The sequence below is a fragment of the Prevotella sp. P4-51 genome (assembly GCF_002251455.1).
Classification (GTDB): domain Bacteria; phylum Bacteroidota; class Bacteroidia; order Bacteroidales; family Bacteroidaceae; genus Prevotella.
The window spans coordinates 43999-58123 of record NZ_NPJM01000009.1; the positions used below are offsets into that span (position 1 = coordinate 43999).

Here is a 14125-nt window from a genome sequence, read left to right on the forward strand (position 1 = left end):
TAATAAAAGAACGATATAATGCACTTTAAGTGGAATTACAAGTATCCTACACCCGAAGAGGAACAGGCTGCTAAGGAATTGGGTGAGAAGCTCAACATGAGCCCCATTCTCACCCTGCTGCTGATTAGGCGTGGCATTACCACCGAGTCGGCAGCCAAGCGATTCTTCCGCCCCCAGCTTGCCGACCTCATCAATCCGTTCCTGATGAAGGACATGGACATCGCCGTAGACAGGCTCAACGATGCCATGGGCCGCAAGGAGCGCATACTGGTGTATGGCGATTACGACGTAGATGGGTGTACAGCCGTAGCGTTGGTCTATAAGTTTCTGTTGCAGTTTTATTCCAACATCGAATACTATATCCCCGACCGCTATGACGAAGGCTATGGCGTAAGCAAGAAAGGTATAGACTATGCCAAGGAGCAGGGCGTGAAGCTCATTATCATCCTCGACTGTGGCATCAAAGCCATCGACGAGATAGCCTATGCCAAAGAGCAAGGTATCGACTTCATCATCTGCGACCATCATGTGCCCGACGAGAAGCTGCCCGATGCCGTGGCCATCCTCAACCCCAAGCGTGAGGACGACCCCTATCCCTTCAAAGACCTGTGTGGATGCGGCGTAGGCTTCAAGTTTATGCAAGCCTTTGCCAAGAACAACGGCATCCCCTTCTCACGCCTCATCCCCCTACTCGACCTCTGTGCCGTAAGCATCGCTGCCGATATCGTGCCCGTAGTCGACGAGAACCGCATCCTCGCCTTCCACGGTCTGAAGCAGCTCAACCAGAACCCCACCGTAGGACTCAAAGCCATCATCGACATCTGCGGACTCAACAACCGCGAGCTATCGATGAGCGACATCATCTTCAAGATTGGCCCGCGTATCAACGCCTCTGGACGCATGGAGAACGGCCGCGAAAGTGTGGACTTGCTTGTAGAAAAAGACCTTGGCATGGCTCTGCGCATGGCCAAGCACATCAACGAATACAACGAGCAACGTAAGGATATAGACAAGCAGATGACCGAGGAAGCCAACCAGATTGTGGCCCGCTTGGAGAACCAGAAGCACCAGTCGAGCATCGTGCTCTACGACGAGAACTGGAAGAAAGGCGTCATCGGCATCGTTGCCTCACGACTTACGGAAATCTACTTCCGTCCCACCGTGGTGCTTACCCGCGACGGCGACTATGCCACCGGCTCTGCCCGCAGCGTCACCGGCTTTGACATCTATTCTGCCATCAAGAGTTGCCGCCATCTGCTGGTCAACTTCGGTGGCCACACCTATGCCACGGGCCTTACGCTGAAATGGGATCGCATCAAGGAATTCCGCATGGCGTTCCAGCAGTATGTAGACGACCACATCCTGCCCGAGCAGACCGAAGCCAACCTGAAGATAGACTCAGTCATCGACTTCAAGGATATCACCAAGCGCCTGCACAACGACCTGAAGAAATTCTCACCCTTCGGTCCAGGCAACCCCAAGCCCCTCTTCTGCACCCTCAATGTCTACGACTATGGCACCAGCAAGGTCGTGGGCCGCGAGCAGGAACATATCAAGCTCGAGCTGGTCGACTCCAAGTCGAGCAATGTGGTCAAGGGCATAGCCTTCGGCCAGAGCGCATCGGCACGTTACATCAAGTCAAAGCGCAGTTTTGACATCGCTTATACGCTTGAGGACAATGTCTTCAAGCACAACGCCATCCAGTTACAGATAGAAGACATACGCCCTGCTGAGGATGAAAAGGTATGACGACATACTGAGAGAATACTGGGGCTATACATCTTTTAGAGGAATACAGGAGTCCATCATCGAAAGCATCGGCTCGGGCAAAGATACCTTGGGCCTGATGCCCACCGGTGGCGGCAAGTCCATCACCTTCCAGGTGCCTGCCTTGGCCCAGGATGGAGTCTGTATCGTCATCACCCCACTTATATCCCTGATGAAGGACCAGGTGATGCACCTGCAGAAGCGTGGCATCAGTTCGGCCGCCATCTTCTCGGGCATGTCCAGACAGGAAATCATCGTGACACTCGAGAACTGCATCTTCGGTTCTACCAAGATACTCTACGTATCGCCCGAGCGTCTTTCTTCCGAGCTTTTTCTTACCAAGCTAAAGCACATCAACGTTAGTTTTATCACTGTCGACGAAGCCCATTGCATCAGCCAATGGGGCTATGACTTCCGTCCCAGTTACCTGCGTATTACCGACATACGCAGCATCAAGCCCAATGTACCTATCCTCGCGCTCACTGCCACCGCCACGCCCAAGGTGGTGATAGACATCCAAGACAAGTTGGGGTTCAAGGAACACAACGTGTTCAGCATGAGCTTTGAGCGCAAGAACTTGGGTTACATCGTGCGCAACACCACCGACAAAGACCACGAACTGCTGCATATCCTCAGAGCCGTGCAGGGCTGTGCCATCGTCTATGTGCGCAGCCGCAAGCGCACCAAGGAGATAGCCAAGATGCTCACCGACGCAGGCATCAGTGCCAACCACTTCCATGCCGGACTCGACCCCGCCATCAAGGACCGCAACCAGCAGCAATGGCAGGACGACGAACGGCGGGTGATAGTGGCTACCAACGCCTTTGGCATGGGCATCGACAAGCCCGATGTGCGTCTGGTCATCCACTACGACTGTCCCGACTCCATCGAAGCCTACTTCCAGGAAGCCGGACGTGCCGGACGCGATGGCCAGCGTGCCTATGCTGTGCTGCTCTACGACACGAGCGACAAGGTGAAGCTGAAGAAGCGCATCGCCGACAATTTCCCTGAGAAGGAGTTCATAAGCAGTGTCTACGAGCATCTGGCCTATTACTTCCAGATAGGCGTAGAGAGCGGCAAGGGATTTACCGGTGCCTTTGAGATAGACAAGTTCTGCCACATCTACCACCACTACCCCATCCAGACCGATGCCGCCCTGCGCATCCTGCAGCGCGCCGGCTACATCATCTACGAGACCGACCCCGACGCCCGTGCCCGCATCATGTTTCTGCTTCATCGCGACGAGCTATACCGTCTGCACGAGGGCACGCCCATGGAAGAGAAGGTCATCACGGCGCTGCTGCGCTGCTACGGCGGACTCTTCACCGACTATGCCTATATCGACCTGTCGCTGATAGCCCTGCAGAGCGGACTCGAGCACGAGCAGGTCTACACCATACTCAAGATGCTCTCGCAGCGGCATATCGTACACTTTATCCCACAGCGCAAGATGCCCTACATCACCTACCTTTCCGACCGCGTAGACCCAGAGCAGGTGGTCCTGCCCAGAGAGGTATACGAGGAAAGAAAGGAGAATTACATCGAGCGTATCGAGGCAATGATAGCCTATATCGAGAACGATGAAACTTGCCGCAGCCGGCAGCTTATGGCTTATTTCGGAGAAGAAAACAAGAACGATTGTCACCGTTGCGATGTGTGTGCAGACCACTACGGACGCGTCACCAAGCAACAGGAGAAGACAGCTCGCGAGCTTATCCTGCAACAACTGGCCGACGGAGAGCCCCATCACATTACTATTCTGCGTGATCTGCAGATTCCTAAAAAACAGTTCGAACAGGTTTTGTCCGAACTGGTGTCTGAAGAGATAATCCTTGTCAACGGCTGTCAAATCTGCCTCAACAAGGATTGACTCCCCCTATTATTTTTCTATAAACACAGCCTTGCCACGAGCCACCTCGGTCTCTGTGGCATCATCGTCGGCGCGCTTGGTGATGCGTATGCAGTAAGCGCCATCGGCAGTTTGCTCCTGATAGAAAGTCAGGACATCGCCGCCATGGGCTTCAGCCACATAGGCTATCTCAAAGCGCTTCAGGAAATGAGACTTGTACCAATCGACGGGAAACAAGTCGAGCACATGTTCGATATACTTGACGCTGTTGATATGGCCATTGATATCGACATCATTATAGCGTGTCTTGAGTTCCATCACCTTCACAGCCTCATCACCCATCTTTACCCGCGACGGGCTGGCGATAGGACAGGGATAGTCTTTGTCTATATAGTTGTTGATGGCACCATCGTGGATGCTGAAGATGTCAGTGGGCTGACGGCTCTGGGTATCAATCATCGCCCACACGCTGCGACCATAGCCAAGCATGTGGCCGTCGGCGGCAGAGATGGCATAGTTGCGCGAGGTGAAGTAGCGCATGGCACTCTCGACCCAAGTTTCTACATAGAAGTCGTCATACGAGGAAGGCATCTCGTCCATCTCTATCACCAGTCGCGACAGCACCCATGTCTTGTGGCGCGGCATAAGATAATTCATACCAAAGCCACGCTCGGTGGAATGGAAATCGGCAGCATTGAGCAGATGATTACCCAGGTGTCCCATGAAGAGATGATTGGAGTAATCACAGTGGAAAGGCTCTGCCAAGAACTTGTATTTTGCTATTTTGGTCTGTTCCATAATCATACGTTTTACGGAACAAAATTAACGAAAAAATCTCTGGCACCCAACGATACCAGAGATTTTTTTATTATCGGCGCAGTCAAACTGTCACTTGATATATACGATAGCCAGGCGATTGGAAGTAACTCCCTGCACACCCTTGCCGGTAGCCTCGTCGACGATGACACCGCGGGCTCTGAGATAGTCGGCCACGACATCGGCACGACCCTGCGAGAGTCTCTTGTTAAACGCCTTGGAGCCCTCGGGCGAAGCAGTACCTACTACCTGCACGTGCTTGCCTTCGGCTATGGTGTTGAGGGCTTCCTTGGCCTCATCGGTGAGGTTCTGCTTGCCCTGTGCGAAGGTCACAAACACGAGGTTGCCCACCTGTACTTCCTGTGTTTTCACCACTTCCTTGACCACCTCCTTAGGTTTCTTGGCAAGTTCGCCGCGCAAGTCGTTAATCTGAGCATTGAGTGCATCGACCTCGGCCTGGTCGCGCAGCTGGGCAAGAGCGAAGTTGTGGGTACCATTGGAGTTTCTGAACTTGTAGTTGAAGCCTACATTGAGCTGGAAGCCAGACTTGTTGACATTGTAAGCCACGCCCTGGTAGCCATTGCCGTTGAGAGCCCAGTTGATAGAAGGCTCAACATAGAACTGCCATTCCTTGTTGGCGCCGAAGTTGAAGGCGAAGTCCACGCCAAACTTGGAGGTCAGCACGTCGGCTTTCCAGTCCTTGGTGGGCGAACCGAAGGTGTGTCCCCATCCCAGACCCATTACCGGGATAAGCTCACAGCAGCGAGGCTCGCCCTTGTAGCCACCAGCCCAGTTGCTCAGATTGATGGTAGCCAGCAGCGAGGTGTTCATGCTGTTGACGAGTGTACTCTGGAGATTGCCATGATGCAGGTTCTTGAAATAGGCATTGCCCTCAAGAGCCAAACCGAATACGGGAGTAAACCAGCGGCCCAAGCGCAGACCGGCATTGGGAGTGATATCACGAAGCCAGCAATGGTTGGCTGCCCCCATGGTCGATGGATGGGTGGCGGTGATGACTCCACCGTTGACACCGAGATAGAAATTATCAGAAGACTTGCTTTCCGAGACTGTCTGAGCCGATGCTGAAACTGCCAGCAGTGCGGCTGCGAACATTAAAACCAGCTTTTTCATTGTTACGTCTTATTTTAGATTTATATTGTTGTTATTGGTCGAGATAGCAAAGATATAAAAAAAGTGAATGGCTGCAAACAGTTTTCCCGAAAATCGACATGAGAAGACACAAAAAAGTAATAAACAACCAATTCACACGACTTATTGAACCAAAAAGAGTTCCCCTTCCGCTCGTGATGACGGATGGGGAACTCCTGTTGACTGCCGCTTCGTTATCAGTTGAAGTAGTAGAGGAAGGTGGCGATGCCCTCAAGTGCGGGCTTGCGCTGGCCTTCGATTTCAATCTTGAAGGCGATGCTGGCCTTGCAGATACCGCGCAGGTTGGCTATCTCGTGCAGCTTGGTCACCATGCGCAGACGGCTGCCCACGGGCACAGCCTGACCGAAACGCATCTTGTCCATGCCATAGTTGACGAGCATCTTCAGGTTGTTGACCTTGATAATCTGGTTCCAGAAGTAGGGCAACAGCGAAAGGGTAAGATAACCATGCACGATGGTGCTCTTGTAGGGGCTCTCGGCCTTGGCGCGCTCTACGTCTACATGTATCCACTGGTGGTCGAGGGTGGCATCGGCAAACTGATTGATGCGGTCCTGGTCGACGGTAAGCCACTCAGAGGTACCAATTTCCTCGCCTAAGTGAGCGGCAAACTCTTCATAAGAATTAATTTCCAACATAGTCTTGTCGTTATTATATATTAATAATGTGTATTACTTCCTGTGCTTGGTAGTGGTGGTGGTCTTTGTCTTGGTCGACGTAGAGATTCTCAGAGTCTTGGGCTTGCTGGCCTCATAGTATCTGAGCGCCTCGGGCATATCGCGCTGCAACGCGGCTATACGCTTTGCGTCGGAAGGGTGGTCTGACAGGAAATCGTCCTGATTGCCTTTGCCGCCCGACATGCGCTGCCAGAAGGTGATGGCTTCCTGCGGGTTGTAGCCGGCCATAGCCGCAAAGATAAGTCCCATGTGGTCGGCCTCGGTCTCATGGTCGCGGCTGTACTTCAGATTGCGCAGCTTCAGACCCTGCTGAGCCAGCACGGCGGCATAACTGCCCACATTGGTGCCGGTGGCAGCATTGAGCACGCTGCTGAGCAGCTGGGTACCATACTGCTGCTTGATCTGCTTGGAGATTTGCTCGGCACTATGCTTGCCCACGGCATGGGCTATCTCGTGACCCAGCACGATGGCAAGTCCATTCTCGTTTTTGGTGTAGGGCAGCAGTCCCTCGAAGACCACTATCTTGCCACCAGGCAGACAGAACGCGTTGGCGCTCTTGTCCTGCACCAGGTTGAACTCCCAGCTATATTCACTCACTTCGGCAGCCATACCGTTGTTTCTCAAGTAGTTTTCTACGGCAGTAGCCAGTTTCTTGCCTACCCTTACTACCATCTCGGTATTGGCGGCATTGGTCGATTTCTTGGCCGACTGCATGTACTGGTTGTACTCCTTGTTGCTCAGGCTCATTATCTCCTGATTGGACACCATCAGACTCTGCTTGCGACCGGTAATGGGCACCGTGCGCGTGGTGCCGCATGCTGCCAAGAGGGCCACAACCCATACCAGCAGCATCACTTTAAGCTGTTTCATAAAATTCCTTTCTTATACTGGCGCAAAAGTAACCATTTAGAACGAATATGCCAAACAAAATGCCACTTTTTTGGCTCCCCCATGCGCCCTCGGGGCTGGTATGGCAAGCAGGCGCAAACGTGTGCGCACTACGCCACACGCCACAAAACCGCATTGATGGCAGAGAGGTTGAAGGCGGGGTGGGAATTAAGTATTGCGAGGTTGGAAACAATGATTGCAGAGCTGGAAACGATGGTTGCAAAGTCTGAAACCAATTATTCTACGGCCACGGGCAGGAATGGGAGGACGGGAGAAAGGGGGAAAAAGATTAGAGGAGAGTGCATGACCACTGTCACGCCTCTCCTCTCTACAATTATACAAAACATCATGATCTAAGTGGTTACGATCAAACTTTCATCCAGTTGCAAAGGTACTGCTTTCTGACGCTATGTGCAATACCCAAAAATGATGATTTAGTGTCTGATGAGCTGGGAACCCGTCGTAGCCCGAGAGCCGGTATTGACCTGGACGGCATAGACGCCACGGGGAGCGCCAGCCAGCGAGATGAGATAGCTGCAGCCCTCGGGCGCGAGTCTGTGGGAAGCCACGCGGCGGCCGTCAACCCCATAGACATTGACCACAAAGGTGTGGATAGGAGCAGAGTCGAACCTCAACTCTACCCCATCGCCCACGGGCCGTATCGCCACGCCCTGTGCCTGACGCTGCGACACATCGGGGATGGCTGTAAAGCCGAGCAGGCGCAGCAATCCGGCATAGACATCTATCTCGCCATAGCCATAATAGTTGTTGGGATAGTCGAGCGACGGGTCGTGGCGACGGGAGGTGGCGGCAATGAGCTCGCGCACCTGGTCGGGGGTAAGCGTAGGACAAGCCTGGAGCCACAGGGCGATGGCGCCAGCGGCAGCGGGGGTAGACATAGACGTGCCCGAATTGTAGTTCCAGGCATAAGTACGGCCTTCAAAGTCAAAGTGTTCCTTGTCTGAGTTGACGATATCCCACGCCGAGGGATGGTGCTCGAGATAGTAGCTGCTGTACGAGGAGACGATGTTGGTGCCGGGAGCCATCACATCGGGCTTGATGCGCTCGTCGACCGTGGGGCCTATCGACGAGGTGCGGGTGCGCTCGCCGTCGTGCCCCATGTCGTAGACGCGATGGGCGCCGAGGTAGGTGTAAATGTCCTGGCGATAGGCGGTAGAGCCCACGCAGATGGCTGCCGGCGAGCTGGCGGGCGAACCGATGCTATGGCTATACTCGCCGGCAGCGAGGCTGGGGTTGGCGGGATTGGTGATGAGGGTGCCACGGCTCTTGTAGAAACTGGCGTCGGTGCCCTCGCCCACAATCTCGACCGACAGCAGGCGCCCGTCGGTCTGGCGTAGAGAGACATCCATCACCGTGTCGGCAGCCTCGTAGGCCGACGGATAGGCGCATGCCATGACGCTCATGCCGCACCACTGCTCGAGGCGCAGCGTGTCGGCAGTCACCTGGCGCGAGGAGATGAGCAGCGTGTCGCGCGTGTCGCCGTAGGACACCAGGCGCACCTCGAAACTCCGGTTGCCACGAACCATGAACGACACACGGTCGCCCTCTGACCGCAAGAACGACCCCTCGCTCTGCAGCGACGCCGGTTTGTGGAAGTAGGTCTTGACCAGGCCGTCGTTACCCGCCGAAGCCACGAGTATACGACCAGGGCCAACGAGCGAATCGAGCACCTGGTAATAGAGACGGTCGTCGCCACGGAAGTCCTGGCCCGAGCCTTCGCTGAAGGACGCCACACAGGGCATGTCGCGCTCGGCAGCATAGTCGAAGAGATACTTGAACCCGAGCGCATCAAGGGCATAGGTGTAGAGATTGAGCCGCTCGGGAGGTATCATCGAGGCATTGTCGCCCGTGGCGTTGGCCACAAGGCAGATGTCGCTCTCGTAGGCCACACCGCGGTAGGCCGAGCGGTAGCCATTGCCGGCAGCGATGCCCGTGGTGTGGGTGCCGTGGGTCTGGTCGTTGCCATCGGCCGAATGCCGGCAAGCCAGCACATCGGCGCCATGATAGGTGGCGCCCACGGGCATAGTCCCGTCGTCGGCAGCGAGCATGTCCCACACCGAACTGATGCGGCAGCGGTGGCTGAGGGTATCGAGGAAGGTGGGATGGGTATAGTCGAAGCCTATGTCCTGGACGCCTACCACCACGCCTTTGCCGGTAAAAGCCTGGGGCAAAGACTCGGCACGGTAGGCCTTGTCGGCACGGAGTATGACCGCCATCGTATCGAGGGTGGCTCGGTGGGAACGGTTGGCCTCGATGCGCTTGACCTTAGGAAGCGAAGACAGCCGCGCGATGCTGCCCACGGGGATGCGGGCGATGTGGATGTTGCCAAAGCGGGCAAGCGACTCGCCGCCACAGGAGTCGAGCACAGCGGCTCCGTCGCCGTCAATCTCGACAAAGGCGCAAAGCCACGAGGCCGCATGGGCACCCACGCCCTGCACGCGGGCTGCCGATGAAGAGGCGTCGAGAGCCAGCGAGCGCACCATGGCAGACATCTTGGTAAAATCGGGGCGCTGGGCATAGACAGCCGTCACCATGACCCATAGCAAAAACATAAATACGGTTCGCTTCATATTGCAAAATAAATGAAAATAAACGAGCCACGCAAGCCAAAGTCAAAAAAATCAAGGAGAAAGCCCCGTAACCCCTGTTTTTTTAGTACCTTTGCATGAACAGCAAACAATAATACTTAAATAATAATGGAACAAAAGGATTACAAGTATATCAGCGTGGCCTACAAGCTCTATGATATCACCGACAACAAGCAGGAACTGATAGAAGAGACAGCTAAAGACAAACCATTTGTGTTTCTCAGCGGTTTCGGAACCACTCTCGAGGACTTTGAGAGCAATCTCGTGGGTCTGGCAGAGGGTGCCGACTTCGACTTCGTGCTCTCTCCCGACAGAGCTTATGGCGAACATGTAGACACACGCGTAGTGGAACTGGACAAGCAGATATTCAGCGTCGACGGCAAGTTTGACAGCAAGAACATCTACCCCGAAGCCATCGTCCCGCTGCAGAACGAGGACGGCAACCGTTTCCTCGGACGCGTGGTAAGCATCGGCAGCGACAAGGTGCGCATAGACCTCAACCACCCACTGGCTGGTATGACGCTCAACTTCAAGGGTACCATCCACGAGTCGCGTCCTGCCACCAATGCCGAGATAGAGCAGATGGCACGCATGCTGAGCGGTGAAGGCGGATGTGGCGGACACTGCGGAGGCGGCTGCGGCGGTCACTGTGGTGACGGCGGTTGCGGCGACGGCCACTGCGACGGTGAGGGTCACTGTGGCGGAGAAGGTCACTGCGGAGGCGAGGGCCACTGCGGAGGCGGACACCACAACCACTAATAGGCCAATAGGCAACAAAACCACCCACAACATGAGCAACACAATAGGAAACATACTGCGCCTCACCACCTTCGGCGAGAGCCATGGTGAAGCGATAGGCGGTGTCATCGACGGTTTTCCGGCTGGGATAGACATCGACATGGACTTCGTGCAACACCAGTTGGACCGTCGTCGTCCGGGTCAAAGCCAGCTTACGACGCAGCGCAACGAGAGCGACCGGGTAGAAATACTCAGTGGTGTATTTGAGGGCAAATCGACCGGTGCGCCCATCGGATTCATCGTGCGCAATACCAACCAGCACTCGCATGACTATGACAATATGCGCCGTGTGTTCAGACCCTCGCATGCCGACTATACCTATTATAATAAGTATGGCATACGCGACCATCGTGGGGGCGGACGCTCGTCGGCGCGGGTCACGATAAGCCGCTGTGTGGGTGGCGCGCTGGCTATGCTGGCGCTCAAGCAGATAGGGGTAAGCATCACGGCATATACCTCGCAGGTAGGAGGGATAGCGCTGGACCGCGACTATCACCGATACGACCTCAGACGCACTGACGACAACGACGTGAGATGTCCGGATGCCGACAAAGCGGCACAGATGGAAGAGCTCATCATGCAGGTAAAGAGCGACGGCGACACCATCGGTGGCGTCATTACCTGTGTGGTCGAGGGATGTCCTGCCGGACTGGGCGAACCAGAGTTCGGCAAACTGCACGCCCAACTGGGCAGTGCGATGCTGAGCATCAATGCCGTCAAAGGTTTTGAATATGGCGACGGCTTTGACATGGCCTCACACAGAGGCAGCGAGGTGAACGACCTCTTTGATCCCGACGGCAGCCACGTGACCCTTACCAACCACAGCGGAGGCATACAGGGCGGCATAAGCAATGGCGAAGACATCTGTTTCCGTGTGGCGTTCAAGCCTGTGGCAACACTGCTCAGACCGCAAGCCACAATAGACACCGACGGCAATGCTACGCAACTGGAGGTCAAAGGTCGACACGACCCATGCGTGCTGCCACGCGCCGTGCCGGTGGTGGAGGCTATGGCTGCCATGGTGATACTCGACTGCTATCTGGTCAACAAGACCACACACCTATAGGAAAGCGGGCGGAACACGGCAGACGTGACGCCCAGCATGACTCATAAAGATACGAAAAAAGGTTCTTCTGTCTTTGCCAATGGCATGCAGAAGAACCTTTTTCTATGTATTACGCGTCAAGCCTTAATCGGCATCGGGAACGATGAGCTTGTAGCCCTTGCCGTGGATGTTGATAATCTCAATCTGGTCATCGTCTTTCAGATGCTTACGCAGCTTGGTGATATACACATCCATCGAGCGGGCATTGAAGTAGTTGTCGTCAATCCAGATGGTCTTGAGGGCAAAGTCGCGCTGCAGAATCTCGTTGGAGTGAGCGCAGAGCAGAGCCAGGAGCTCGTTCTCCTTGGTGGTGAGCTTGGTCTGCTTCTCACCGATGGTGAGCAGCTGCTTCTGGGCGTCGAACACGAAGCGACCGATACGGAACACGGTAGCATCCTTGGCCTTCTTGCCATGGACACGGCGCAGGATGGCCTCAATACGCAGCACGAGCTCCTCCATAGAGAATGGCTTGGTGATATAGTCATCGGCACCAATCTTGAAGCCTTCGAGGATATCGTCCTTGAGGGCACGGGCGGTAAGGAAGATGATAGGAATCTCGGTGTTGGCCTGACGAATCTCCTGGGCCAGGGTGAATCCGTCTTTCTTGGGCATCATCACGTCGAGAACGGCGATGTCGAACTTGCCCTTGGCAAACTCTCTGTAGCCGACCTCACCATCCTGGCAGAGAACTGCCTGATAACCTTTGGCCTGTAGATACTCGCGGAGCAACATTCCCAAATTCTCATCGTCTTCGCAAAGCAAAATTTTCAACTTCTCGTCCATAGTTGTATTGTTTAAATGATTATTGATATTGTTTCTATTGATAATTGTGATTGATTAATCTTCTATCTTGGGCAACTTGATGGTAAAGGTGGTACCCTTGCCCACTTCACTTTCTACCTTGATGGTGCCGTTATGCAGGTCGATAATCTTCTTGACATAGGCAAGTCCCAGACCGAAGCCCTTGACATCGTGCACGTTGCCGGTATGCACGCGGTAGAACTTCTCAAACACCTTCTTCAGGTTTTCCTTCTTGATGCCGATGCCGGTATCTCGCACGGAGAAGCAGAGATGGGTATCGTCGTTCCATGTGCGCAGATAGATATTGAGCGGCTTCTCGGGCTTGCCATACTTCACGGCGTTGTCCATCAGATTGAAGAGGGCGTTCTGGAAGTGCACCTCGTCGACATAGATGGCAGAGTCGACAGCCTCAATCTCGGTGTAGATTTTTCCGCCGGTATGCTCTACGCGCAGGGTAAACGAGTTGGCCATGTTCTCGACCATCTCGTTGAGGTCGAGGTGCTTCTTCTTGAACACAGCCTTCTTGCGGTCGAACATACTCATCTGCAGCACCTTCTCCACGAGGAAGCGCAGGCGCTTGGACTCGTCCTGCACCACTCCCGACAGATGCTTCATCATGGTCTCGCTCTTGGTGACACTCTGGTCGTTCATCATCTGCGCCGCAAGCGAAATGCTGGCGATAGGCGTCTTGAGCTCGTGGGTCATATTGTTGATGAAGTCATTCTTAATCTCAGACAATCTCTTCGAGCGGAATATCGTGACTATCGTGAAGATAAAGGTGATGAGCAGCACCACGGTGAAGATCACACTGGGAATCATGAAGCGGATAGACGAGTAGATGTAGCTGTTCATATCGGGGAAGTGCAGCTTGACAACTCCCATCTTGCTGACCGGGTCGTTGCGGAAGAGTATCTGGGTGTAGGTGTACTCTTCTCCCTCGTCGGAATAGTCGGGACAACGATAGACCTCGCGACCGTCCTGGGTAGACACGGTGAAATGGTAGCCAATGTTGACGCCATTATTCATCAACTCTGCCTTGAGGTCCTGGTCGAGCAGCTTGAAGTTGATGCGCTCCTTCAGCGGTTTGTCTGATGCCGAGTAGAGTATAGACACCACCACCTCGTCGAGCAGCGCCTTCTGATAAACGTAGCGGTTCTTGACAATCTCCTGCAACGACCTCGAAGCCTCGGAGATGCTGCCCTTGTCGTTTTCGAGAATCATTCCCTTGGGCTTGGTGGCAGGATTGGATGATATGGTCTTGAGCTCGAACGAGGTGTAGATAGTGCCGTCCTTGCCCACGGCAGCATACTGATGCGACTGCTGCACTGTAGCGTCGGGATGGCTGGAGCGCGTGCCCACAGAGTCCTTCTTGAAGGCCTTACGCTCAGTCTCGTTGACGTCTTTCTCAAGATAACGCAGGGTCTCGTTAAGCTCCAAATTGCGCGAGGCCTGATAGAGAGAACGGTTGACACTCTCGTCAAACTGCTCTTTCTTCATATCCACCATCTCCTGGATATACTTGAGCTGTAGGAAAAGCAATATCAGGAAGCTGACGCCCATGATGACTGCTATGGTCCATATTGTTTTCTTTTTCATAATGCAAATATACGTAAATACTTAAAACGTTAACATTAAAAGGTTAATTATT

The 14125-nt window shown here is 54.2% G+C and carries 12 protein-coding genes; 5 read left to right on the forward strand and 7 right to left on the reverse strand.

Annotation, left to right across the window (positions count from 1 at the left end):
- The first annotated feature begins 18 nt into the window (after nt 1-18).
- Entirely contained in the window at nt 19-1749 is a 1731-nt protein-coding gene (gene recJ, locus CIK94_RS00675; RefSeq protein WP_094420712.1) for a single-stranded-DNA-specific exonuclease RecJ, read from the forward strand.
- The gene (locus CIK94_RS00680) at nt 1736-3637 is read left to right on the forward strand and encodes an ATP-dependent DNA helicase RecQ (RefSeq protein ID WP_094420714.1); all 1902 of its coding nucleotides are present in this window, start codon (nt 1736-1738) and stop codon (nt 3635-3637) included. Before recJ ends, CIK94_RS00680 begins: the two co-directional genes overlap by 14 nt.
- A 9-nt stretch (nt 3638-3646) precedes the next feature.
- Here CIK94_RS00680 and CIK94_RS00685 read toward each other — a convergent pair whose 3' ends face one another.
- From CIK94_RS00685 to CIK94_RS00700, 4 genes are all read right to left on the reverse strand, one after another.
- A complete protein-coding gene (locus CIK94_RS00685) occupies nt 3647-4414 on the reverse strand; it encodes an acyl-[acyl-carrier-protein] thioesterase (RefSeq protein ID WP_094386050.1) in 768 nt (255 codons plus the stop codon).
- Between the two features lie 90 nt (nt 4415-4504).
- The gene (locus CIK94_RS00690) at nt 4505-5563 is read right to left on the reverse strand and encodes an OmpA family protein (RefSeq protein ID WP_094420716.1); all 1059 of its coding nucleotides are present in this window, start codon (nt 5561-5563) and stop codon (nt 4505-4507) included.
- A gap of 215 nt (nt 5564-5778) precedes the next feature.
- The gene (locus CIK94_RS00695; protein ID WP_022310725.1) at nt 5779-6237 is read right to left on the reverse strand and encodes a MaoC family dehydratase; all 459 of its coding nucleotides are present in this window, start codon (nt 6235-6237) and stop codon (nt 5779-5781) included.
- A 33-nt stretch (nt 6238-6270) separates the two neighbouring features.
- On the reverse strand, nt 6271-7146 hold the full coding sequence (locus CIK94_RS00700; RefSeq protein WP_094388506.1) for a M48 family metallopeptidase: 876 nt from the start codon (nt 7144-7146) through the stop codon (nt 6271-6273).
- Between the two features lie 156 nt (nt 7147-7302).
- Here CIK94_RS00700 and CIK94_RS00705 point away from each other — a divergent pair, with 156 nt between their 5' ends.
- On the forward strand, nt 7303-7521 hold the full coding sequence (locus CIK94_RS00705; protein ID WP_144008256.1) for a hypothetical protein: 219 nt from the start codon (nt 7303-7305) through the stop codon (nt 7519-7521).
- A 77-nt stretch (nt 7522-7598) separates the two neighbouring features.
- Here the strand turns inward: CIK94_RS00705 and CIK94_RS00710 are convergent, their stop codons facing one another.
- Complete coding sequence (locus CIK94_RS00710) at nt 7599-9755, reverse strand: S8 family serine peptidase (protein WP_094388508.1); 2157 nt, start codon at nt 9753-9755, stop codon at nt 7599-7601.
- Nucleotides 9756-9881: 126 nt separating this feature from the next.
- Here CIK94_RS00710 and CIK94_RS00715 point away from each other — a divergent pair, with 126 nt between their 5' ends.
- Together CIK94_RS00715 and aroC are read left to right on the forward strand one after the other, a co-directional pair.
- Nucleotides 9882-10532, forward strand: coding sequence for a peptidylprolyl isomerase (locus CIK94_RS00715; protein ID WP_022310728.1), 651 nt, complete (start codon nt 9882-9884; stop codon nt 10530-10532).
- Nucleotides 10533-10563: 31 nt separating this feature from the next.
- Nucleotides 10564-11637, forward strand: coding sequence for a chorismate synthase (aroC, locus tag CIK94_RS00720; RefSeq protein ID WP_094388509.1), 1074 nt, complete (start codon nt 10564-10566; stop codon nt 11635-11637).
- 123 nt (nt 11638-11760) lie between these two features.
- Here aroC and CIK94_RS00725 read toward each other — a convergent pair whose 3' ends face one another.
- Together CIK94_RS00725 and CIK94_RS00730 are read right to left on the reverse strand one after the other, a co-directional pair.
- The gene (locus CIK94_RS00725; RefSeq protein ID WP_022310730.1) at nt 11761-12459 is read right to left on the reverse strand and encodes a response regulator transcription factor; all 699 of its coding nucleotides are present in this window, start codon (nt 12457-12459) and stop codon (nt 11761-11763) included.
- Nucleotides 12460-12513: 54 nt separating this feature from the next.
- Complete coding sequence (locus tag CIK94_RS00730) at nt 12514-14073, reverse strand: sensor histidine kinase KdpD (protein WP_094420718.1); 1560 nt, start codon at nt 14071-14073, stop codon at nt 12514-12516.
- Nucleotides 14074-14125: the final 52 nt, after the last annotated feature.